Source organism: Conexibacter stalactiti, assembly GCF_033542075.1.
GTDB classification, from domain to species: domain Bacteria; phylum Actinomycetota; class Thermoleophilia; order Solirubrobacterales; family Solirubrobacteraceae; genus Conexibacter; species Conexibacter stalactiti.
The window spans coordinates 1-1738 of record NZ_JAWSTH010000218.1; the positions used below are offsets into that span (position 1 = coordinate 1).

General features: G+C 78.5%; 2 protein-coding genes. Both read left to right on the forward strand.

From position 1 onward, the window contains the following. Positions 1-994: glycosyltransferase (locus tag R7226_RS31395; protein ID WP_318601505.1), on the forward strand; the 994-nt coding region annotated here is incomplete at its 5' end. Positions 995-999: 5 nt separating this feature from the next. Then, complete coding sequence (locus R7226_RS31400) at positions 1000-1539, forward strand: hypothetical protein (RefSeq protein ID WP_318601506.1); 540 nt, start codon at positions 1000-1002, stop codon at positions 1537-1539. The last annotated feature ends 199 nt before the right edge of the window (positions 1540-1738 follow it).

Consider the following 1738-nt stretch of genomic DNA (forward strand, 5'->3'; position numbering starts at 1 on the left):
CGCGGCCGCGGCGCGGGGCCTGCTGCGCGGCGGCCTCGACGAGCAGGCGGTCGCCGCGGCGGTGCGCACGCACCGCGCCGACGTCGTCCACGCCCACAACGTCCATCCGCTGCTCGGCTGGCGCGCGCTCGCGGCCGCGCGCGCGGCCGGCGCGCGCGTCGTGCTGCACCTGCACAACTACCGGCTCGTCTGCGCGATCGGCGTCGCCTTCCGCGACGGCGAGAGATGCACGCGCTGCCACGGTCGCAACACGCTTCCGGGGGTGCGGCTGGGCTGCCGCGGCTCGCTGCCGGAGGCGGTCGTCTACGGCGCGGGGATCGCCCGCCAGCAGCCGCACCTGCTGGCCGAGGCCGACGCCGTCGTCGCCGTCAGCGCCGCGCAGCTCGCGCTGCTGCGCGGCTTCGGCCTCGCGCTGCCGCGCGCGACGGTGCTGCCCAACGCGGTCGAGCGGATAGCCGACGACTCCGCCGCGAGCGAGGGTCGCTATGCGCTCGTCGCCGGACGGCTGGTCGAGGAGAAGGGGTTCGAGACGGCGGTGCGCGCGGCGGTCGCCGCCGGCGTGCCGCTGCGCGTCGCCGGGACAGGACCGGCCGAGGGGTCGCTGCGCGCGCTCGCCGCGGGTGCCGACGTGCGCTTCCTCGGCCACGTCACGCAGGCCGAGCTGGAACGCGAGCGGCGGGGCGCGGCGGTGCTGCTCGCGCCGTCGCGCTCGGACGACTCGTGTCCGATGAGCGTCGTCGAGGCGCTCGCCGACGGCCTGCCGGTGCTCGGCAGCGACCGCGGCGGCCTGCCCGAGCTGGTCGGTGCCGATGCGGTGCTGCCGGCGCGCGACGACGGCGCCTGGGCGGCGGCGCTGACCGCGCTCTGGACCGACCCGGCGCTGCGCGCCGAACGGGGGGCCGCGGCGCTCGCGCGCGCTCGAGCCGAGCACGCTCCCGACGTCTACTACGACCGCCTGATGCGCGTCTACGCCGGCGCCGGCGGGGTAGGGTGAAGGCCATGCGCGCACGCCAGATCTCGCTCGCCACGCTCGCGGCCGCGGCGCTGATCGCCGGCTGCGGCGACGACGACGGCGGCTCGTCGACGACCGCCGCGGTGCAGACGACCCAGCCGCCGCCCGCCACGACGACCGGTCCGGTCGCTTCGACCCCGGACGCGACGCCGCCGCCCCCGCCGACCGTCACCGACATCCCGACCTCGACGGTCCCGTCGCCGCCGACGACCACGCCGACGCCGCAGGAGGAGCAGGGCGGCGGAGGCGAGCAGGCGATTCGCGTGCCGGCGGTCTTCGCGCTCAGAGGCGGCAGACTGACGCCGCCGCGGATCACGGTGCCGGCGCGGCTCGCGATCGAGCTGTCAGTCAGCTCCGACGCGGCCCACGCCGTCGAGCTGATGACGCCTGAGCCGCAGACGCTCGAGGTCGCCGCGGGGGCGACGGAGTCACTGCGGATGCCGGGGCTGAGAGCCGGCAGCTACACGATCACGGTCGACGGCCAGGAGGCCGGCGAGCTGATCGTCGGCGGCGAAGCCGGGCCGTAGGGCTGCTGCTGGCGCGTCGCGCGCCCTCGGGGCGCCCGGCGAGCGCCGGCTACGGCGTCGGCGCGGGAGTGCCGTCGTCGGCCGGCGCGGGAGCCGGCGCGGGCGCGGGCTCGGCGGGCGCATCATCAGCCGGCGGCGGCGCGGGGGCCGGCGCCGGCTCAGGCGTCGGGACGGGCTCTGCCGGCGGCGTGACCGGCGT